Source organism: Lysinibacillus piscis (assembly GCF_026012395.1).
In the GTDB taxonomy this organism is placed as follows: Bacteria; Bacillota; Bacilli; order Bacillales_A; family Planococcaceae; genus Lysinibacillus; species Lysinibacillus piscis.
On sequence record NZ_BRZA01000001.1, the window covers coordinates 1,166,914 to 1,187,477 of the forward strand.

17 protein-coding genes are annotated in these 20,564 nt (G+C 40.0%); all 17 read right to left on the reverse strand.

What is annotated here, in order from left to right; translation table 11 throughout:
* Positions 1–240 precede the first annotated feature (240 nt).
* The 17 genes from OPF91_RS05665 to OPF91_RS05745 all read right to left on the reverse strand — a co-directional run bounded on the left by OPF91_RS05665 (position 241) and on the right by OPF91_RS05745 (position 20,539).
* On the reverse strand, positions 241–1,440 hold the full coding sequence (locus OPF91_RS05665) for a glycine C-acetyltransferase (RefSeq protein WP_264987719.1): 1,200 nt from the start codon (positions 1,438–1,440) through the stop codon (positions 241–243).
* Between the two features lie 48 nt (positions 1,441–1,488).
* Entirely contained in the window at positions 1,489–2,565 is a 1,077-nt protein-coding gene (locus tag OPF91_RS05670) for a nucleotide kinase (RefSeq protein WP_264987720.1), read from the reverse strand.
* Between the two features lie 60 nt (positions 2,566–2,625).
* Positions 2,626–3,258, reverse strand: a complete 633-nt coding sequence (locus tag OPF91_RS05675) for a YczE/YyaS/YitT family protein (protein ID WP_264987721.1) — start codon at positions 3,256–3,258, stop codon at positions 2,626–2,628.
* Positions 3,259–3,341: 83 nt separating this feature from the next.
* On the reverse strand, positions 3,342–3,836 hold the full coding sequence (ybaK, locus tag OPF91_RS05680; RefSeq protein ID WP_264987722.1) for a Cys-tRNA(Pro) deacylase: 495 nt from the start codon (positions 3,834–3,836) through the stop codon (positions 3,342–3,344).
* A gap of 26 nt (positions 3,837–3,862) precedes the next feature.
* Positions 3,863–4,546: a hypothetical protein gene (locus tag OPF91_RS05685; RefSeq protein ID WP_264987723.1), complete on the reverse strand. Its 684-nt coding sequence runs from the start codon at positions 4,544–4,546 to the stop codon at positions 3,863–3,865.
* A gap of 195 nt (positions 4,547–4,741) precedes the next feature.
* The gene (locus OPF91_RS05690; protein WP_264987724.1) at positions 4,742–6,244 is read right to left on the reverse strand and encodes an acyl-CoA carboxylase subunit beta; all 1,503 of its coding nucleotides are present in this window, start codon (positions 6,242–6,244) and stop codon (positions 4,742–4,744) included.
* A gap of 21 nt (positions 6,245–6,265) precedes the next feature.
* The gene (locus OPF91_RS05695) at positions 6,266–7,048 is read right to left on the reverse strand and encodes an enoyl-CoA hydratase (RefSeq protein WP_264987725.1); all 783 of its coding nucleotides are present in this window, start codon (positions 7,046–7,048) and stop codon (positions 6,266–6,268) included.
* Positions 7,045–7,962 carry a hydroxymethylglutaryl-CoA lyase gene (locus OPF91_RS05700; RefSeq protein ID WP_264987726.1) on the reverse strand — a complete coding sequence of 306 codons (918 nt, stop codon included), beginning with the start codon at positions 7,960–7,962 and terminating at the stop codon, positions 7,045–7,047. Before OPF91_RS05700 ends, OPF91_RS05695 begins: the two co-directional genes overlap by 4 nt.
* Before the next feature lie 13 nt (positions 7,963–7,975).
* The gene (locus OPF91_RS05705) at positions 7,976–8,188 is read right to left on the reverse strand and encodes an acetyl-CoA carboxylase biotin carboxyl carrier protein subunit (protein ID WP_264987727.1); all 213 of its coding nucleotides are present in this window, start codon (positions 8,186–8,188) and stop codon (positions 7,976–7,978) included.
* Positions 8,189–8,200: 12 nt separating this feature from the next.
* Positions 8,201–9,550, reverse strand: coding sequence for an acetyl-CoA carboxylase biotin carboxylase subunit (locus OPF91_RS05710; protein WP_264987728.1), 1,350 nt, complete (start codon positions 9,548–9,550; stop codon positions 8,201–8,203).
* Positions 9,551–9,563: 13 nt separating this feature from the next.
* Positions 9,564–10,706, reverse strand: coding sequence for an acyl-CoA dehydrogenase family protein (locus tag OPF91_RS05715; RefSeq protein ID WP_264987729.1), 1,143 nt, complete (start codon positions 10,704–10,706; stop codon positions 9,564–9,566).
* 78 nt (positions 10,707–10,784) lie between these two features.
* Positions 10,785–11,414, reverse strand: a complete 630-nt coding sequence (locus tag OPF91_RS05720; protein ID WP_264987882.1) for a TetR/AcrR family transcriptional regulator — start codon at positions 11,412–11,414, stop codon at positions 10,785–10,787.
* Between the two features lie 123 nt (positions 11,415–11,537).
* Positions 11,538–12,377 carry an alpha/beta fold hydrolase gene (locus tag OPF91_RS05725; protein WP_264987730.1) on the reverse strand — a complete coding sequence of 280 codons (840 nt, stop codon included), beginning with the start codon at positions 12,375–12,377 and terminating at the stop codon, positions 11,538–11,540.
* Between the two features lie 83 nt (positions 12,378–12,460).
* Positions 12,461–14,653 carry a DNA topoisomerase III gene (locus OPF91_RS05730; RefSeq protein WP_264987731.1) on the reverse strand — a complete coding sequence of 731 codons (2,193 nt, stop codon included), beginning with the start codon at positions 14,651–14,653 and terminating at the stop codon, positions 12,461–12,463.
* Between the two features lie 153 nt (positions 14,654–14,806).
* Positions 14,807–15,883 (reverse strand): CAP domain-containing protein, encoded by a 1,077-nt coding sequence (locus OPF91_RS19135; protein ID WP_264987732.1) that lies wholly within the window; start codon positions 15,881–15,883, stop codon positions 14,807–14,809.
* 131 nt (positions 15,884–16,014) lie between these two features.
* Positions 16,015–16,758, reverse strand: a complete 744-nt coding sequence (locus tag OPF91_RS05740) for a hypothetical protein (RefSeq protein WP_264987733.1) — start codon at positions 16,756–16,758, stop codon at positions 16,015–16,017.
* Positions 16,727–20,539: a DEAD/DEAH box helicase gene (locus tag OPF91_RS05745; protein ID WP_264987734.1), complete on the reverse strand. Its 3,813-nt coding sequence runs from the start codon at positions 20,537–20,539 to the stop codon at positions 16,727–16,729. Before OPF91_RS05745 ends, OPF91_RS05740 begins: the two co-directional genes overlap by 32 nt.
* Between the last annotated feature and the right edge of the window lie 25 nt (positions 20,540–20,564).

A 20,564-nucleotide genomic window follows, 5' to 3' on the forward strand; every position in this document is an offset into this window, starting at 1 on the left:
GCGAGTCTATTTGGTTTAGAACAGATGTCGCTGGATAAAAATAACCCAATTCACTTTTGTCTTTTGTTGTGAGTTCAGGCTGATTATGCTGAATAAATACCATCCACTACACTTTTTCCGTAGACATCTTCTATTTTTCGAGCTAACTTCCGTTCATTATATATTAGCCCGAATTTACCCAATCTATATGTATAAATAAAAGCAGAGGATGGTTTTATATACCAATTCCTCTGCTTCATCTTATTGAATAACGCCTAATTCACGACCAACCTTTTCGTAAATAGCTAATGCATCATCCAACATTTCCTTCGTATGTGCCGCTGTTGGCATATTACGTACACGCCCTGTTCCCTTTGGCACAGTTGGGAAGACGATTGATTTTGCATACACGCCTTCTTCAAATAGACGACGTGAAAATTCCTGTGTCAGCTTTTCATCGCCAATAATACATGGCGTAATTGGTGTTTCAGATGCACCAATATTAAAGCCTAATTTCGCAAGACCAGCTTTTAAATAATCACCATTTTCCCACAGCTTATCGTGTAGCTCTGTAGAATCAATTAACATTTGGACTGCTGCTGTAATCGCTGCTACATCACCTGGTGGTAATGCTGTAGAGAATAAGAATGGCCGAGAGCGAACCTTCAACCAATCAATTAAATTTTTCTTCCCTGCGACATAACCACCGACAACACCGATAGCCTTTGATAGCGTACCAATTTGGAAGTCGATTTCATTCTCTAAGCTAAATTGTTTCACTGTGCCTTTGCCTTTACCTGTTACACCAGAACCATGTGCATCATCGACATAGGTGATTAAATCAAATTCTTTCGCAATCTCTACAATTTCAGGTAATTTGGCAATATCACCATCCATAGAGAACACACCATCTGTAATAACCATAATTTTATTGTATAACCCTGACTCTTGTGCCGCTTTTGCTTTAACACGTAAATCATCCATATCAGAGTGATTATATGCAATAATTTTCGCTCTTGATAAACGACAGCCATCAATAATAGAGGCATGGTTTAATTGATCTGAAAGAATTGCATCATTTTTATCCATAACAGCGGAAATCGCCGCCATATTACAGTTAAAGCCCGATTGGTACGAAATCGCCGCTTCTGTTCCTTTAAACTCTGCCAATTTTTCTTCTAATTTTACATGCAAATCGAGTGTACCGTTAATTGTACGCACAGCACCTGCGCCCACACCATATTTTTCAATCGTATCCTTAGCAATTTGTTTTAATTTGTCATTTGTTGCTAAGCCAAGATAATTGTTTGATGATAAATTGATTAAATTTTTGCCACGTACCTGAATGATCGGTCCGTTTGCGCCTTCTACTGGATCAATTTCATTGTATAAGCCTTGTTCATGTAAGGCTTGTAGGTTTTCATCTAAAAATGCATTCAATACTTTAGACAACTGTATCATCCTCTCCTAAGAACACTATTCCATCCTCTAGTGTAGCATATGCACGAATTACTTTGTTAATCTTTCAAATAGAGGCGCTGTTTTTTCTCGCCATTGTGCTATAGAAATACATGAATCTATTAATTGGCGTATTTCATATTCGGCTTCTGCGTAATTTTTAGCATAATTGAGTGCCTCTTGTATGGCTGCCTTATAGTTTGCTTGAATGACCACGAGCTGCGTTTCTGCCTCAGGCGTTAATACACAGTGTTTCTCCATATCAAAAATACAGTCACCTTGTCGATTTTCTTGTGGATAAAAAATATGTGGATCTGTACTATCAAAAATACAGAATTTAAGCTCTGGGATAATGACCATATCCACAGACTTTGCATCCAAGCCACACCAAATAAGCTGGGCATCTAACCCTCTAGCATTCGCTTCCTCTGCTAATTTTTTCATCAATGAGGATTTTCCAGTACCTGGCTTCCCTTTAATCATATATCTGTGCACAATATCCTTTGTAATGCTATCCACTGTATTGTCTGCGCCCTTTGGTGTGAGTGTGCCTAATAAACGATGTGTGAGTGAGCCCTCTTTATTTAAAGAAATTGATTGAAAAACATCTTCCTTGAACTTTTCCACCTGCTCATTCAAGCCCTGCCAATTCATACAGCTTTGCGTCACAACTTCCCATTCATCATGAATATGAATGGCATGACGAAGTGCTCCAATACACTTTTCCTGCCATACTGCCCGCTCTTTTGTGGCATTCGTCAGTGCTGTACCTATCTTTTCAAGCTGCTGTGTCTCCAAACAATCATAAAAAGAAAGAACATGATGCTTTGTGCCAAGCAATGTCGGTTCAATACCCCATTCCGATGACCATATAAAGAGTCGATTGCAACCACGAATATAAACAGCCTCTACTACATCCTCCAGCAAAGCATGCTTATACCATTCGACCTCAAAACCTTGCTTGACATAAAAATAACCAAGTTCCTTTAAAAGCTCTGAATTTTGCCAAGCTGCTGCCCCTTGTAACAAATAGACCTGTTCAGCTTCCTCCATCATTTCACTGTACAAATGCTTTACACCTTGCCCTGTTAATGCATGCCCAAAGTAATAGGTTACTTGCCCATTCACTAGCACTCCTCCTTCGCCATGCATTATATGTATAGAACATTAAAAAAATGAAGCCCTTTTTCAAAAAAATGGCTTCATCCCCTCTATTTGACCAATACACTTCATCAATATTTTACGACAATATGGCAAAGAATATTGCACAATATAGCCTGATAAAAGCGCAATAGCAATTGTCCCGACACCAACAGGTCCACCAAGGAGCCAGCCAATAATCGTTACACCTACCTCAATACCCATTCGAGCTGTCTTAATCGTCCCACCAAAGCGCTCAACAATGAGCATCATTAAAGTATCACGTGGTCCCGCCCCCATATTAGGCGCAATATACATGCCACAGCCAAAGCTTAAAACAAATAGACCGACAATGAAGTAAATGACTTGTAACCCTTCATTCATTGTAGTTGGTAAAAGCCAGTTAAAAATGTCAATAAAGGAACCAATCAATAGCATATTCAGCCATGTGCCGATTTTTGGTCGCTCTCGTACAATAATCGATGTTGTCACAACAATCAATAACCCCGTTAAAATCGACCATGTACCAATCGTTAAACCTAAATTTTGAAATAAACCAATATGTAATACATCCCATGGGCTTGTCCCTAAAATTTTCCCTTTAATCGACATACTAATCCCTAAGGACATCACGATTAAACCACTAATAAAAAATAACCACCGCCAATACATCACCTTCATCTACATTTCTCCTCTTCTACTTCAAACTCACAAGGCACTATCTAGCTTTATAATGCATTAATAAAATGAAAAAAACTACCCACCTATTCATGGATAGTTGTAATTTGCGCTAATTGTGCCTTTGTTACCTGCATTAAATCCTCTACTTGTACATGTATTTGCATGCCAATTTTCCCAGCGCTGACAATGATACTTTGCTGTTGCTGTGCAGATATATCTATTACTGTTGGATAAAGCTTTTTCATCCCTACAGGTGAACAGCCTCCACGTATATAGCCTGTATAGCCAAGTAAATCCTTCACTGCCAACATGTCGATTTTCTTTTCACCTACAACTTTTGCAGCCGCTTTTAAATCAAGCTCTTGTGTAACAGGAATCACAAATACGAATAATTTTGTTGTACCCGCTGTTGCTACTAATGTTTTATAAACACGTTCAACAGGATGGCCAATTTTCGTGGCAACTGACACACCATCTACTTGGCCATCCTCTGTTGTATATTCAATGACATCAAATTGGATTTTTTGCTGCTCCAATAAACGGATTGCATTCGTTTTTGTATGCTTTGCTTTTGCCACTCTTTAATCCTCCGTCTATCTATTGTTTAGGCTGTCCAAGAGAATACTGGCTCTGTTCCCATGCGATAACCATTCTGTGCCATTTGAATATGTGTCATATATTTACTAGAAGCATACTGAAATAACTGCCCTTTCATTGCCTCTCCATAGCTTTTCGTAAAAATTGTCTCTGCTAATGGATCTAATTTCAGTTCTTTGGAGAAACGCTCTGGAATTTTGACATCAATCGTTTCATTCACGAATGGTGGTTCTTCCTCAATATCTTGCCCTTGTATTCTTTGAATTTGTGCATTCACACTTGCTGCAACACGCAAATCTTGTGCAGATGGTTCTGCTGATGCTAATGCGGCATGACGTACTTGCTCTAAAATTTGTAATGTATCCAGCTCTTCTTCTGGTAATATCTCCATAGCATCACTAGCCGATACTTTATGTGCACGCATTGTTTGCTCGGTCTGCTGCAGATTTTGCATCATCGATTGTTGTTCATGCGAGACATCTCTGGATTCTTCTTTATGTTGCGCATATAAACTATGCTCTTTTCGACCTAGCAGTAAATTTTCTAACTCTTGCAAAACAGGGCTTTTCTTTGGCTGAAAATATTGCGCATTTTTACGATAAGCATCGCCTGCTTCTTTTCTTTGTAAAAGTTTCTTACGGCTCTGCTCGGTTATTAGCCTCTCCTGCTCCATCACATTAGATATTCTCATACTAACTCACCTCAGCTCTCTCTATAATAATATCGTTCAAAATGTAAACAATGTCTTTATATTAATTATCGAGATTTTTTGATGAATTACAAGAGTAATTTCCTAATTAAAATTTTTTTAACAAAAAAAATATCTATAAGATAGGTCTAAAGAACGTAAAAAGGCTGCTCAGAAACTCTGACAGCCTTTAAAATCTTATACAGGATTGACCCCATGCTTACGCTCTGAAAATAATAAATACTTCGACATATAGAGCTCTAATCGTGCCTCAAGCACTTTACGTAAATCATTCGGCTCAATCACATCGTCAATAATTAATTCTGATGCGAGACGATAAACATCAATTTCTTCCTGATATTCCTTACGCTTCTCGGCAATAAACGCTGCCTGCTCCTCTTTTGGTAGCTCTGCAATTTTATTGGCATAAACAGCATTGACCGCTGCCTCTGGTCCCATTACTGCAATTTGTGCATTCGATAAGGCAATGCAGCAATCTGGCTCAAATGCAGGACCTGCCATCGCATATAAGCCTGCACCATATGCCTTACGTACAATAACCGTTAGCTTTGGCACTGTCGCTTCGCTCATGGCAAAAATCATTTTTGCTCCGTGACGAATAATACCTGCCTTTTCCACCTGCGTGCCAATCATAAAACCAGGCACATCCGCTAAGAAAAGAAGTGGAATGTTAAAGGCATCACATAAAGAAATAAATTTCGCCGCTTTATCCGCCGAATCATGGAACAGCACGCCACCTTTCACACGCGGCTGATTGGCAATAATACCAACAGCCTGCCCATTAATACGTGCAAGCCCTGTAATTAACTCTGCGGCAAATAATTTTTTCACTTCACAAAATGAATCCTCATCAATTAAACGGTCAATTAATTGATACATATCAAATGGTACATTTTGATTTTTCGGTATTAATTCTTCAATTGATTTTTCAAATGAAGCAGGTGGCTTTGGTGCTTCTGCCTGACTGCGCTCTGCATAGTTGTTTGGGAAATAGCTTAAATACTTACGTGCATACGCAATGGCCTCCTGCTCTGTCTTAGCCAATACATCTCCACAGCCTGACACAGAACAATGCATTTTTGCTCCACCCATTGTTTCTAAATCCACTTTCTCACCAATGACCATTTCAGCCATACGTGGTGAACCTAAATACATGGAAGCATTGCCCTCTACCATGACCACAATATCACAGAAAGCAGGAATATAAGCACCACCTGCCGCTGAAGGTCCAAACAGCAAGCAAATTTGTGGTACTTTGCCCGACAGCTTCACTTGATTGTAGAAAATGCGCCCTGCCCCTCTGCGCCCTGGGAACATTTCTAATTGGTCTGTAATACGAGCACCTGCTGAATCAACTAAATATAGTAGTGGGCAATTTAACTTCTCTGCCGTTTCTTGAATACGAATCATTTTTTCGACCGTTCGCTTGCCCCATGAGCCTGCTTTAATTGTCGAATCATTCGCTAAGACACATACTGTACGACCATGAATTTTGCCGATACCCGTTATAACACCATCTGCTGGTAAATCACCCGCTAAGCAATTGGCATATAAACCGTCTTCCGATTGTAGCCCATCATCTAATAGCAATGCTAAACGTTCACGTACAAATAGCTTGCCTTGCTGTGCATTTTTTTCATGATACTTTGGTAGACCACCTGCTAAAATTTTTTCTTTCATTACTCCATCCCCTTTAACCCACTATTTCCCCGAATATTGTGGTGCACGTTTTTCCTGAAAAGCGAGTAAGCCCTCCAAACGGTCCTCTGTTGGAATCAGTGCATTATATGCTAATGATTCAATTTTCAAGCCTGTTGCTAAATCTGTTTCAATACCTTGATTGATTGCTACCTTTGCCTGTATTAAAGAAAGTGGTGCATTTTTAGCTATTGCTAATGCAAGCTGCTGCGCTTTGTCTAATAGCTCATGTCCTTCATAAACATATTCGACAATACCATAGTCCTTTGCTTGCTCTGCATTTAAACGGCGTGCTGTATAAATTAATTCCTTCGCTCTCCCGATGCCAATTAATCGTGGCAAACGCTGTGTACCGCCTGCCCCTGGAATAATGCCAAGAGATGTTTCGGTTAAACCTACTTTGCTATGTGAGGCAGCCATTCGTAAATCACAAGCTAAAGCTAACTCCAAGCCTCCACCGAACGCTACACCGTTTAATACAGCAATAACAGGCTGTGCAAGTGCCTCCACTTTTGCCACAGTTGCACCAATCAGTTGTACGACCTGTTTCACCTGTTGCTCCGACATACCTTTACGCTCTTTCAAATCTGCCCCTGCGCAAAAGGCTTTATCTCCTGCACCTGTCAGTAAAACAACTCGCACCGCTGGATCACCATGAATACGATCAAGTATTATTGCAAGCTCCTGTAATAGTTGAACAGACATCGCATTCGCTGCTTCTGGTCTAGTCAATGTAATCAGTCCAATATGCCCCTCTAACAATTCGAAATGAACAAGCTGTGTCATGAAGTGGTTTCCTCCTTTTCATTACGCAAAATCGCCATTTGTTTAGAAGGAAGTGCTTTCCCAACTATTTGCTCAATAAATTGTGCTGCTTCAAGCATCTTTTGTAAATCAATGCCTGTGTGAATGTCCATGCCATCTAATAAATACAATAAATCCTCTGTTGCGACATTACCTGACGCACCCTTTGCATAAGGACAGCCACCAAGCCCGCCAAGTGCACTATCAAATTTCGTTATGCCCATCTCCATAGATTGCATAATATTCGCTAATGCTGTGCCTCTTGTGTCGTGGAAATGCATGGCAAAGTGCTCTGCTGGATATCTTTTTAGTAGTGTCTCTAGCAGCCGCTCTACCTGTGTTGGCACAGCAACCCCAATTGTGTCACCCAATGAAATTTCATCGACACCCATTGCCAATAGTTTATCCGTGACATAAAGCACCTTCTCTGGCTCTATATAGCCTTCATACGGACAGCCAATAACCGTGGAAATATAGCCACGTACCGTTTTATTTGCTGCTTTTGCCCCAATCACAACTTCCTCCAAAATCGGAAATGTCGCATCAATCGTTTTATTAATATTATTTTGGTTATGACTCTCACTTGCAGACATAAAGACATTGACCTCATCCACATCAGCCTGTAAAGCTCGCTCTAAGCCATGCATATTCGGCACAAGTGCTGCATATGTGATATCCTTATGCCGCTTAATTTCCTGTAATACCTCCACTGCATCGGCTAGCTGTGGAATCCATTTCGGGTGCACAAATGAAGTTACTTCAATATAAGACAAGCCCGTTTGACTCAATAAATTAACAAGCTGTACTTTATCAGCCGTGGCAATATGTGTTGCTTCATTTTGCAACCCATCACGAGGTCCTACTTCTTTTAACGTTACATGCGTTGGCAATCGCATTGAAGTAGCCCCCTTATTCGATTTCTAATAAATCATCATCTAAATTAATGAAGTCACCTTCGTTGGCAATAATTTTTGTCACAACGCCATCTTGCTCTGCCGCAATCGGAATCTCCATTTTCATCGATTCCAAAATAACGACATCTTGCCCTGCTGTTACCGCTTCACCTTCTGCTACGACGATTTTCCATACTGTTCCTGCCATGCTCGCTTTTACTGTTGCCATTGTTTATTCCTCCTAAGTTAGCTGAGGTAAATAATAATCCTCAACGAATTTTGTTGTTGTATAACCTTTTAAAAATTGCTCATGTATCACCGTTTTTAATAGCATTGGGATATTCGTTTGAATACCTTCAATTTTATATTCTTGTAACGCTTGAATTAATCGCTCACAGGCAATTTCTCGTGTTGCACCCCATACAACTAGCTTACTAATCATTGGATCATAAAAAGGTGTTACTACTGTCCCTGTCTCAACACCACATTCATGTCGTACCCCTTCACCTGTTGGTAATACTAATTCAGTAATCGTGCCTGGTGACGGGAAAAACGTTGTTGGATTTTCCGCATAAATACGCACCTCAATCGCATGCCCCTGTCGCTGTATGCTGTCACGAGTAAATGTTAATGGTTGCTGTGCAGCTATTTTCAATTGCTCCTCCACAAGGTCAAGCTTCGTAATTTCCTCTGTCACTGGATGCTCCACCTGTAAGCGTGTATTCATCTCTAAAAAATAGAAATTTTGCTGATCATCCACTAAATATTCAATCGTTCCTGCATTAACATAGCCGATATGCTGTACTGCCTTCACTGAAGCATCTAACATACGCTGTCTCGTTTCCTCTGAAATAAATGGAGATGGCGCTTCCTCTACTACTTTTTGATTCCTACGCTGAATTGAGCATTCACGTTCAAATAATGGAACAATATTGCCATCAGTATCTGCGATGATTTGTACTTCTACATGGTGTGGATTGGCAATAAAGCGTTCCATATACATTGTACCGTCCCCGAAAAATGACTGTGCACGCTTTTGATTGCCCTCAAAGGCCTTTACTAGCTCCTCATCATTTTCCACAAGCTGCATACCAATGCCACCACCGCCAGCAGAAGCCTTTAGCATAATTGGATAACCTAAGCGACTCGCAATATCAATGGCCTCTGCGACATCCTGCACAGGTGTTTCCACGCCCTCCACAATTGGTACACCTGCTGCCTTCATCGTTTTACGTGCCTCTAGCTTGCTCCCCATTGAGGCAATAACCTCTGCGCTCGGTCCAATAAATGTGAAACCAGCCTCTGTACAACGCTTAGCAAATGTGGCGTTCTCCGACAATAAACCATAGCCAGGATGAATGGCTTCAGCTCCACTTTGCGCTGCTACCTCTAAAATACTATCTATATTTAAGTAGCTTTGTGCAACAGGTGGCTTACCAATGCAATACGCCTCATCTGCATCCCTCACATGCAAGCTATTGGCATCTGCCTCCGAATAGACAGCCACCGTTTGGATATTCAGTCGTTTACATGTTCTAATAATGCGTCTAGCAATCTCTCCACGATTTGCAATTAATACTTTTTTAAACATCTTTACACACCCCCTAACAGCCGATATGTCTTGAAATAACTAAACGTTGAATTTCAGATGTTCCTTCACCAATTTCCATTAATTTAATATCACGTAAATGGCGCTCCACATCATATTCCTTCATATAGCCTGAGCCACCATGAATTTGAATTGCCTGATTACAAGTACGGAAGCCCATTTCAGAAGCAAATAGCTTTGCCATTGCTGCCTCCTTGCCAAATGGTTTTTTATGGTCCTTCAACCATGCCGCTTTATGCACTAATGTACGTGCTAACTCAATTTCCATCGCCATATCTGCTAATTTGAATTGAATTGCCTGTAATTTAGAAATTGGTGCACCAAATTGTTCACGTTCCTTCGCAAATTTCAGCGCTTTTTCATAAGCAGCCTGTGCAATCCCTATTGATAATGCTGCAATCGAAATACGTCCACCATCTAATGTATACAAAAATTGACTAAAGCCACGTTTTTCATCACCTAATAAATTACTTCTTGGCACACGTACATTTTGTAGCACAATTTCACATGTATTAGATCCACGTACACCCATTTTGTCGTAGTTGCTATTGATTGTGACACCTGGTGCATCTGTTGGTACAATAATCGCAGAAATAATTTTTTTGCCATCCTCACGCTTCCCTGTCACAGCTGTTACAATAATCTGACGTGCATAGCTTGCATTTGTAATCCAGCATTTTTCACCATTAATGATAAAATCATCACCATCAACAACAGCCGTTGTACGTGTACCACCAGCATCTGAGCCTGCATTTGGTTCTGTTAAACCAAATGAGCCTAATGTTTCTCCCTTCGCCAATGGAACAAGCCATTCACGCTTTTGCTCCTCCGTACCAAACGTATAAATTGGTGAAGCACCTAAGCTCACAGCTGCGGCATAACTTAATCCTGTGCCCCCACATGCACGACCTATTTCTTCAACAGCTAGTGCATAAGAAATTGTATCTCCACCAGAGCCCCCATACTCCTCTGGAAACGGTATCCCCATTAAGCCTAACTCAGCCATTTTCTGAAAGCTTTCGATGCGCATAGTAGATGTTTCATCCACCTCACGCGCATACGGCTTGATTTCCTTTTCTGCAAAATCACGTACCATATCTCTAATCATCGCTTGCTCTTTCGTCAATTCAAAATTCATATGAATGCCCCCTTGTTTGAATATGTTCTCCCCTAATAACCGACTGGTCGGTTTGCATTTACGATAAATAAAACCAGTCTAGATTGCTGGCTTATCTTTTATCATAAATTGAATGGCTTCTTCCATCGCTTGCTCTGTAACAATCGCATGTAACACCATGTCTGAAAATACCTTTGTGATTTCTTCCATCGTCAGAGGCCCTGACTGTTTAAACCATTTATATGTCCAGTTAATCATCCCGACAATAGCCATGGTTACAATGGTAGCAGGTAGCTCTGCACGAAAATCCCCCGTTTGCTGTCCCTCTTCAATGACTGTTTGTAAAATTTTTCGATAGTGGCTACGTTTGTCATGAATAATAGCACTATATTCTGCTGACAATGAACGACTTTCCTCATAAAATACCGTAATATGCTCCTGATACAAATCAAACACATGTGTAAGCGTTTGCATCAATGCGCATAAACGACTAATCGGTGTGTCGTATTTGTCATATGCTTCCTGTGATTGCCGAATAACATATGAAATAAAGACATCATGAATCTCATATAACAACGCATCTTTCGATTTGAAATTATGATAAAATCCACCCTTTGACGCCCCAATATGCTCAACAATTCGGTCAACCGTTACATTGTGATAGCCATCTTGTTGAAACAGCACAACAGATGCATCCACAATACGCTGCTTTAATGTTTTTTTCTCCATAGGCATCTATAATCCTTCTTTCATTACACTATGACCTCTTAAATATAGCACTCTCAAAAATTTCCGTCTAGCTAAAAAATTTAGATTTTACAAAAAAATTAAAGTATATGTAGTAATTACTTATTACACTGTTTCTCTAACAAACACTTTAAACTTTTCCTCTTCCTCTTCCTCAATATATGGATTATGATTTGATTGCTCAAAAATTGTCAGTTGTGACTGTGGGATTAACTCAGCTATTTCATAACTAAATTCAACAGGACATTGTGCGTCATATCGCCCTGCATAAACGTATGTTGGTACATCTACATTTGTTAATGCTGTACGAAGGTCAAAATTTCTCACATCGATTTTTCTGAAATGATGCAGATTTTCTCCAACAGTACGCCCACTATTGGGTCTTCTTATTGCCTCTTGTAATTTTTCCTCAGAATAATAGGACATCAATGCCCATTCATAGCTTAATTGTTGTCGTTCTTCTTGAGGTGTCTCCACGCTGTTCAATAAATCCATAATTTCTACGATACGTGTGAAATGCTTATTTTCAGCACAATAAATGCTATCAGGATGACCTGCATATGCCTTACTAGCCGCTGTACAGCCTGCGATTATTTTGGTTAGCGATGTCGGTGCTGTCACAGCATATTGCAATGCCATCATCCCACCTGTAGAATGACCAGCAAATGCCCAGCGTTCGATTTGTAATGCCTCGCGTATTGCTTCTACATCTTTCACAAATTCTTTCATCCCTAGTTGGTCATCACTATCCGATTTTATAGAGCCTCCAGCATTACGAATATTAATCAAGTACACTTGATAATGCTCGGCAAAAGGAGTAGCCATCAAATTTCCACGTGTATCAAATGCCATATACATATGGGTAATCGCCATCGGTTCACCTTGACCAGCTAGAAAATATTCAAAACGACCTCGTTCTGTATCGATAAAATGCTGTGTCCACATTGGTATCTCTCCTTAAGGATAAACCCTATGACCGCAAATTGTCATAGGGCTTAAAAATCATTTACTATTTCCAATGTTAGATATTATTCATCCAACTTCAATCCTTTTAATAAATCTGCAAAAGCATTATTCAACGGCTCCGCTTCTTTTTCCTGCTGTTTCAAATATTTCTGAACGCTACGTTTATCTACCTTGCCGCCACCTTCTTTTTTACGACGTGCTTCAAAAGCAGATAATTTTTCACGATAGCCACATTGGCAAACAAAAATTTGTCCATCGCCTTCACCGCGTAGCTCTAGCTTTTTCTTACATTGTGGACAGCGTGCATTGGTCACACGGGATACATTTTTGCGATGACCACACTCTCTATCCTGACAAACAAGCATTTTTCCTTTTTTACCGTTGACCTCAAGCATTGGCTTGCCACAGTCTGGACATGACTTTGTGGAAATATTGTCATGCTTATATTTTTTATCACTGCCTTTAATTTCAGCAACAATTGCCTTTGTATGCTCCTTCATTTCATTAATGAAGACATCCTTTTTCAACTTGCCCTTTGCAATTAGCTCTAGCTTTTGCTCCCATTGTGCTGTCGTGGCAGGTGAACGTAATTCCTCTGGTACTAAATCTAATAGCTGACGACCTTTAGAAGTGATATAGATGTCCTTACCTCCACGCTTTTCAATTAAAAATGAATTAAAGAGCTTATCAATAATATCTGCACGTGTGGCTACTGTCCCTAAGCCACCTGTCGATTTCAATGTATCGGCTAGTTGCTTATCACCTGCCTCCAAATATTTCGTTGGGTTTTCCATTGCAGATAATAATGTTGCCTCTGTAAAGCGTGCTGGTGGCTTTGTTTGCCCTGATGTTTGCGCAATTAGCTTCGTTTTTAGTGTTTGCCCTTGCTCTAAACGAGGTAATAACTGCTCCTTCACATCTTCTCCTTGCTCCTCATCATCGAATTGATTTGAGTAGGCTTCCTTCCAGCCTGCTTGTAAAACGGTTTTACCTTTTGCAATAAATGTTTCATTGCCGATTTTCGCCTGTACTATTAATTGCTCATATTCATGTGCTGGCAATAGTACCGCTAAAAAACGCTTCACCACTAAATCATAAATTTTACGTTCTTTATCACTAAAAGCAGATAAATTCACATAGCCCTCTGTTGGAATGATGGCATGGTGGTCCGATACTTTGCTATCATCGACAAAAGATTTATTGGCTTTAATTGGCTTCGTTAAAATTTTATTTGTCAATGTACGGTATTCACCTACACCACAGGCCTTTAAACGCTCTGGCAATGTGCCAACAATATCGGATGATAAATAGCGTGAATCTGTACGTGGATATGTCAGTACCTTATGTGATTCATACAGTTTCTGCATAATATTCAATGTTTCCTTTGCAGAATAGCCGAATGATTTATTGGCATCGCGCTGTAATTCGGTTAAATCATATAAACCAGGTGCAAAGGCTTTTTTCGCTTTGCGGTCAATAGCGGCAACTTTTGCATCCTGTTTGCCTAATGCTCTTACAATTGCATCCACTTTTTCTTTATTGAAGCTGCGTGACTGCCCATTTGCATCTTGCCATGTTAATTTTAAGCCATCTGTTTGTGCCTCAATACCATAATACGTTTGTGGCTTGAAGTTTTTAATTTCATCCTCACGTGCTGCAATAATCGCTACGGTTGGCGTTTGTACACGTCCACAATTCAACTGCGCATTAAAACGTGTTGTTAATGCACGTGTGGCATTCAGCCCGATATACCAATCCGCCTCTGAACGAGCTACAGCCGCTGCATATAGATTTTCATAATTTTTTCCTGGCTTTAAATTCGCAAAGCCTTCTTTAATTGCCTTATCTGTTACTGAGGAAATCCATAGGCGCTTAATTGGCTTTTTGACATTTACTTTATCAATAATCCAACGTGCGACCAATTCGCCCTCACGTCCAGCATCTGTCGCAATAATAATTTCTTGCACATCATTACGTGTTAGCTGAGATTTCACAGCATTAAATTGCTTACCAGTTTGCTTCATCACCACAAGCTTCATACGCTCTGGCAGCATCGGTAAATCTTCTAAATTCCATGTTTTATATTTATTATCATAAGCTTCCGGATCAGCCAATGTTACTAAATGTCCTAATGCCCATGTGACAATATATTTATCGCCCTCTAAAAAACCATTTCCTTTTTTATTACACTTCAACACATTTGCTATATCACGTGCAACAGAAGGTTTCTCTGCAATGACTACACTTTTTGCCATAATCGTTCGTACTCCTTTATTTATCTTAGTTCAGTAGAAGCCTTCCTCTACAGGGAGGAATACAAGCCCCATGGTAATTGATTGTTACCTTACTATACCACAAAAGAAAAAATCGACGCTGTTTTCTAACATAGCGCCGATTCTAGTATTTTATTATTTTTTAATAAACTGCTGTGTCCAATAATGACCTTGTGCCTCATAGCCAACACCAATATGTGAGAAATTAGCATTCAGGATATTTTTTCGATGTCCCTCTGAATTCATCCATGCTTCCACAACTTCCTGTGGTGTTTTTTGACCTTGTGCAATATTTTCACCAGCATACGTGTATGTAATACCAGCTGCCTTTATTTGATCAAATGCTGTGCCTAATGTTGGGCTTGTATGATCAAAATAATTTTCAGCTTGCATATTTTTTGATTTTGCACGGGCAGTAGCCATTAATTTATCATCTATTTGTAGAGCTGTTAAACCCGCTTTCTTACGTTCAGCATTTACTAATGTGACAACTTCCTGTTCATAGGCAGAGACTGCATCAACCTGTTGTACATCTTTGGCTATCTGTCCTGCTTTTTGGTCGTAACGGCTTAAAAATGTCACAATATGCGCCCTTGTCAGCTTCGTATCCGCACCAAAGTTTTCAAATGTATGTCCTTTTGCTGGATTTACACCTGTTGATAAACCATTGTCATACATAAAATTCACTGCTTGCTGTAACGTAACTGCTCGTCCATAATACATGGATGCCAGTGCTTGTGCCATTTGCCCACGTGTCACTGTTTCAGAGGCAGGCTTTGTATTTGTCACAGAGCCCTTTGTCATAATGCCATATTGCTTTGCCAAATAATATTCAATATACGCATAATTAGAAGCTGTTTCATGCTGCAATGCTAGCTTTTCTTTATCATAGCTTGCTTTATCTTTATAACGTAATAGAATTGCCAATAGTTGATATTCTGTTAAATTACCATAGGGATTAATCCAATTACCAATGCCTAATGACGGTGTGGTAGGATGCTTTTGATTTGCATAACCACTAATTAATCCATGGTTGATCGCCCATTTCATATCCTGTGCCCAATGCGCTGTTGTATCAAAATCATTATAATTCCCAATGACTGTAGCAGCCTCAACTTTCATGATTTCAGGTGTATATACTAATGGAGCAAATAACATTGAACCAATAAGCATGCTCTTTGCTGCTAACTTTAATGTACGATGTTGTAACATATTCATCCCTCCATAGTCATTTATAGCTAATCATAACATAGCTACCTACACAGGACATCAACAGAACGAACCATTCTATTTTTAATAGAAAAGGCACAGTTTAGATGTTCATGCCTACACTGTGCCCTACCTTATTTATAGCGTTCACGCCATTGTAATTGTTCTTTTGCTGTTAACTGTTGTTCCAATACATGATCCCATTGATGTAACAGCACATTCCAAATACGTGCATACAAAATATCCTGCTCCTTGTCATAAAGAACAAATTCTAGACAAGGGCTGTCATTAATTTGCTTCGCCTCAGCTTGTACAATTTGGGCTATCACTTTTTGAGAGCTCGCTGTAGCTTCTTCATCCTGTTGTAATGCTTCTATTAATTGGCTATCCTCGAACTGCTGCTCTGCCTCTTTATCCAAGTATCTGTACAGCTCTGGCAATTCATCATAATCTTCCGTTCGTCCCTCGTCCACCTTCAAAAATGCATGATGACATGGGCTAAAAAATAAAGTAGCCACTTCTTCATCCAGCTCTTCTTCAAAAACACCTTGTGCTAGCTGCTGTTGTCCTTTCACTGTTAGCTGATAAACGCTCTCTTGTTGGTCAATCAAGCCAGCCCTTTTCATAATGGTGATTAAATCTTCTATAAATAGTACATCAACAAGCAATAGTTCGCTAAATTCCTGTGGTGTACTAAAATCTATTTCCTGCATACTCACTAACAGCATTGTCATCAACACATCCATCGTTGAACGTTGGACAGGCTTATATGTTACATCCACAGTACGAATAGGAATAGACCATTCATCTGTATGGACAATTTGAATGGCACGATTTTGTTGCAACTCACGCATTAATCGTTGCTGTAGCTTTGACATCATCTATCACCTGTCCTTCATGGTTTCGTAGACCATTATACGATTTTACTGTTGCTAATAATTGACTATACATATCTCGTGTATCGGCATGTTTAGCACGCTGTGTAAACATCTCTGCACTACCAATCAACATCAGCAACTCCCTTGCACGTGATAGAGCCACATTGAGGCGGCGGTAATCTCTTGCAAAGCCAATATCCCCGCCTTTAGGTGTATTCCGCACCATACTGACTAAAATCACGTCCATTTCCATTCCCTGAAACTTATCAACAGTCCCTGTTCTAAACTGTAAATGTGGTAATTGCAATTCTTGCTGAAGCAGTCGATTAATACGCTTTACTTGTTCCCCATAAAAGCTAATAACACCTACGCTTTTTTGTGCATCTTGTGGCATATGCCCAGCCGCTTTTGCTGCCATCACACTAGCATTTAAATCCACTAAAATACGACGAATCGTTTGAAGTTCACCCTCATTATAACGGCTCGTCCCACCTTTTACTTGCTCCTCTAAATAAGGCTTCTCACTCGGAATATCAATCCACATTAAATGATCATCACGGTTGACAAATTGTCCTTCTAAACGATGGTCACGCACTGTATCGGAGTCTATTAAGCCACATTGTAAGCCGTTTTCCTCTTGTGCATAAAATGGTGTAATACTGTTCATAATCTTTTCATGCATTCGATATTGCAATGCTAGCATTTGTTTATGTGTAGCAGGCAAATTATTAAAGAGGCGCTCAAACAGCGACTCCCGCAATAAATTTTTCAACTCTTGTGCCCCATCAAAATTTGGATTTTCGTCAAGCATCGCCTTTAACGTTTCTTCCAATGTATCATCACCAAGTAATGGCGGTAATTGATGATGATCCCCTACTAAAATAATTTTCTTCCCCTTCAGCATTGGCAACAATAACTCTGGCGGTGTCGCCTTGGATACCTCATCAATAATGACAACATCAAATGTCGGGTAGTTTTCCATAAATTCCTTGCTTGCTGAAGCCACGCAAGTTGTCCCAATCACATTGGCATGACGGACATATAATTTACGAATTTCATCTAAATCATATTCAGTTGCTCCAAGCAATTTATCTCGCCATTGCTCCTGCAATTTTTGACGTAAGGGCAATTGTCGCTCTTTCCGTGTCAATTCCTCCACTGCCATTTTTGTACTTTGAATACTCTCTGCTACTTCCTCAAATGTACGCTCTGGTGTAGATTGTAACAGCTTTGTATAAATAGCAAGCTGTTTTTCCTTCTTTAACCCTGCAACATTAATATCCTTCAAACGCTCCTCCAGTTGTAAAAGCTGTTGCTCTAGCTCCTGCAAACTACTTTGTACAGCTTGCAGCGCTATTTTTTTCGGTTGAAGCTGAATATTCGCTTGCTTGACAGCCTCCATTTGCTGCTGTGCTGACTGTTTAGCAACCTGACTTTCTCCTACTAACATTTTCAAGCGCTCTACAGATTCTTCTGGTACAGTAGCTAATGCAAAAGTATCTGCTAATTGCTGTAAACGCTCAGTATGCTGGAAATATGGCTGTAATTGATTGTGTAGACGTTGTACCTCAAAGCTCGTAATAGCACATTCTTGATTGACAAAATGGCTCATATTTTGCTGCAAAGCCTGAAATTCTTGTTCTTTATATGCTTGTTGCTGCTGTAATGTAGCGCCTTTTTGCCAGACAAAATCACGTCGCATATAAAGCCCTAGTAAATAACTGACTACCTGTGTAGTAGATGGCTGACCATCTTGAAAGGCTGCATTCAGCTCCGCAAAAACACCTGTTAAGTTTTGTAAGGAAAATAATTGGACAGGCTGTAGCTTACTTTTAGCCAAAGCCTGTGCAGCTTCCTCCTGTGAAACGAGCGTCTCTAATTTCGTAATTGCTTGTTGGAGACGTGTATTAATCGTCGCCCATGCTTCTAAATCTTTCGCATCCTCTAAATGTTGAAGACGATTTATTTGTTGGAGTAGCACATGTGTGGGACGAATGCCATAATGCTGTAAAAAGCGTTGGAGGCGGTCATAGGACGTTAACGTTTTGATATATATTTGAGCATCTTTTAATAGTTGGAGACGTTGATTTTCTTCCTCATATTGAGTTTGAATGCTTTGAAAGCTTAATGCCAGCCCTTGCTTTTGCTCTGCTAGCTCCTTATATTGAACAGCCGCTTCTAAATGAGCTATTCGTTGTTCTTCATGCTCGATAGTTTGCTGCAATTGCTCAATAGGTGGATTTGTAGCTAGAATATGCTCTAGCTCTTGCACGACAGGTTCAAGCTGTGTCAACTGCTTTTCATCCTGCTCCCTTTGTATCTCCAATACTTGCTGTTCCGCTTTTGTTGCCTTAAGCTCTTTTTTCAACGCTTGAATTTCCTGTTGTAGGATGGGCTCATCAATAGCAGCCTGCTCTTTTGCCGCTATTTCTTCAGCTAGCTCACTTAACCATGCCTCTAATTTTTGAAGCTCGTCCTGCTTTTGACGAATACTTGCTTTAACCTCTTGCTCTCGTTCATGGAAGGCTGCTCGTTCTGTTTCAACTGCTGCTAATGTTTGCTCACGCCAATGCAATGCTACATTTTCTTCAATAAATTTTTTGCCCTCTTCCTCAATGCTTTCCGTTCGACCATAGCGTAAAATACGAATTTCTTGATTGGATAGCAGTCGCCCTAAAGCATTATCAACAGCTAAATTTGATTGAGAAGCAACAAGTGTTTTTAAGCCTGCTTTTACGTTTTGTTGACAAATTTCAGAGATGACTGTTGTTTTTCCTGTGCCAGGTGGACCTTGAATGACATATAAATCCTCAACAGACATCGCTCCTAGCACCGCACGTCGTTGATAGTCATTCAACGGGTTATGAAATTCTATATCTGTTGGTAGCTTTGTCGCTTTGACGGTCGGGCGTTTTTCAAAAAGAATCGTTTCTAATTGCGGATTAACTGCCTCACCTTTTTCTAATTTCGTAAAGCCATTGCGCAAGCGTCGAATTTGACTTAATGTAGCAAAATTACTAAAGCTCACTTGCTTTGAACGTAAATGAAGCTGGTCTTTACGTGCCATATCTTGAATAAATGGCTTGACGTCAATTTCCACTGTTTGCTTATTGGCACTCGCCTTTAATACTTGCCCAACTTCACCACGAATGCCTTGTATGCTAGCGCTAAGCCCTTCAAGCTGTTTCCATTCTTTCGACTTAATATAAGGGCAAACGAGTGTTAGACGTGTAAAATCCTCATTCCAATAGCTTTGCTTGAACTCACTCTGAATATCATCAATCGTCGCATCACGCTCTTGGATTTTTAAATAGCCTTCCCAACTAGCGATACGCTTTTTCACATACTCCGTGCGTTCTTCGGCAATCGGCAGCTCTCGAATTTTCGTATGTAAATCCAGTGGGATGCCTGCCCCATTATTTGGTCTTGTAATAAATTGCAGCGCTGCGGGTAAACGCCGATTAGTTTGAATTGAGCTGTGCATATGGACAAAGCGAATATTTGTTGCCAATAAACCTTCCAGCTTTAGAACGCAATCTATGATGACTGTTTTTCCAGCAAGCACATCTGTTAATTTCTTATTGTGCTCTGCATTAAAATAAATGGATAAAAAGGTCTCACCAACCGTTTTGGCCTTACGCTTTTCGATGTAAACCATAAATGCATTTTGTAACGCAAAAAAGGCATGCTCATTCGCCGAGCATTCCTCTACTGCTTCCTTTGCTTTATTCGTTAAAATAAGGCTACAGCGCTGTTTTTCTAGTAAGGTAACGTCTCGCATGAACATCCCTCCTTCTCTTTTGCTA

What these genes read in the sequence shown, in the direction of transcription:
- OPF91_RS19135 (WP_264987732.1), bottom strand. Translation starts at nt 15,883, where the DNA reads ATGTTACAACATCGTACATTAAAGTTAGCAGCAAAGAGCATGCTTATT.
- OPF91_RS05700 (WP_264987726.1), bottom strand. Translation starts at nt 7,962, where the DNA reads ATGCGATTGCCAACGCATGTAACGTTAAAAGAAGTAGGACCTCGTGAT.
- OPF91_RS05685 (WP_264987723.1), bottom strand. Translation starts at nt 4,546, where the DNA reads ATGAGAATATCTAATGTGATGGAGCAGGAGAGGCTAATAACCGAGCAG.
- OPF91_RS05715 (WP_264987729.1), bottom strand. Translation starts at nt 10,706, where the DNA reads ATGAATTTTGAATTGACGAAAGAGCAAGCGATGATTAGAGATATGGTA.
- OPF91_RS05710 (WP_264987728.1), bottom strand. Translation starts at nt 9,550, where the DNA reads ATGTTTAAAAAAGTATTAATTGCAAATCGTGGAGAGATTGCTAGACGC.
- OPF91_RS05695 (WP_264987725.1), bottom strand. Translation starts at nt 7,048, where the DNA reads ATGACACAGCTTGTTCATTTCGAATTGTTAGAGGGGCATATTGGACTG.
- OPF91_RS05690 (WP_264987724.1), bottom strand. Translation starts at nt 6,244, where the DNA reads ATGAAAGAAAAAATTTTAGCAGGTGGTCTACCAAAGTATCATGAAAAA.
- OPF91_RS05675 (WP_264987721.1), bottom strand. Translation starts at nt 3,258, where the DNA reads ATGAAGGTGATGTATTGGCGGTGGTTATTTTTTATTAGTGGTTTAATC.
- OPF91_RS05740 (WP_264987733.1), bottom strand. Translation starts at nt 16,758, where the DNA reads ATGTCAAAGCTACAGCAACGATTAATGCGTGAGTTGCAACAAAATCGT.
- OPF91_RS05665 (WP_264987719.1), bottom strand. Translation starts at nt 1,440, where the DNA reads ATGATACAGTTGTCTAAAGTATTGAATGCATTTTTAGATGAAAACCTA.
- OPF91_RS05720 (WP_264987882.1), bottom strand. Translation starts at nt 11,414, where the DNA reads ATGGAGAAAAAAACATTAAAGCAGCGTATTGTGGATGCATCTGTTGTG.
- OPF91_RS05725 (WP_264987730.1), bottom strand. Translation starts at nt 12,377, where the DNA reads ATGTGGACACAGCATTTTATCGATACAGAACGAGGTCGTTTTGAATAT.
- OPF91_RS05745 (WP_264987734.1), bottom strand. Translation starts at nt 20,539, where the DNA reads ATGCGAGACGTTACCTTACTAGAAAAACAGCGCTGTAGCCTTATTTTA.
- OPF91_RS05705 (WP_264987727.1), bottom strand. Translation starts at nt 8,188, where the DNA reads ATGGCAACAGTAAAAGCGAGCATGGCAGGAACAGTATGGAAAATCGTC.
- OPF91_RS05730 (WP_264987731.1), bottom strand. Translation starts at nt 14,653, where the DNA reads ATGGCAAAAAGTGTAGTCATTGCAGAGAAACCTTCTGTTGCACGTGAT.